Raw genomic sequence first — 687 nt, 5'->3', positions numbered from 1 at the left:
AAAAAGATTCCGATGGCTTAGTGGCGAAGATCGAAGTGACTAAAGACGACAACAGTATTGATGCAGGTTTCTTCCCATTGAAGAACTGGAACCCAGAAGAGCCAACATACACAATTGGAGATTTCGTATGGGAAGATGGTGACCATAATGGTGTACAAAATGAAGGTGAAAAAGGATTAGCGAATGTCACTGTAACATTGAAAAATGAACAAGGTGAAGTTGTGGCAGAAACGCAAAGTGATGCACAAGGTCACTATCAATTCACGAATGTTAAAAAAGGTAAATACGAAGTGGTATTTACAACGCCTGAAGGTTATGAAGCAACAAGTAAGCACACAACAGCGAATACAGAAAAAGATTCCGATGGCTTAGTGGCGAAAATCGAGGTAACGAAAGACGATAACAGTATTGATGCAGGTTTCTTCCCATTGAAGAACTGGAACCTAGAAGAGCCAACATACACAATTGGAGATTTCGTATGGGAAGATGGTGACCATAATGGTGTACAAAATGAAGGTGAAACAGGGCTAGCGAATGTCACTGTAACATTGAAAAATGAACAAGGTGAAGTTGTGGCAGAAACGCAAAGTGATGCACAAGGTCACTACCAGTTTACGAATGTTAAAAAAGGTAAATACGAAGTGGTATTTACAACGCCTGAAGGTTATGAAGCAACAAGTAAGCACA

The 687-nt window shown here is 40.0% G+C and carries 1 protein-coding gene; it reads left to right on the top strand.

The genetic code is table 11. The features are described 5' to 3' along the window. Positions 1-20: 20 nt before the first annotated feature. The coding region (locus C1H58_RS12505) for an SdrD B-like domain-containing protein (RefSeq protein ID WP_207623141.1) at positions 21-687 on the top strand (667 nt) is incomplete at its 3' end.

The sequence above is a fragment of the Staphylococcus sp. 191 genome (assembly GCF_011174885.1).
Classification (GTDB): domain Bacteria; phylum Bacillota; class Bacilli; order Staphylococcales; family Staphylococcaceae; genus Staphylococcus; species Staphylococcus coagulans.
This window is presented reverse-complemented; position numbering and strand designations above follow the sequence as displayed.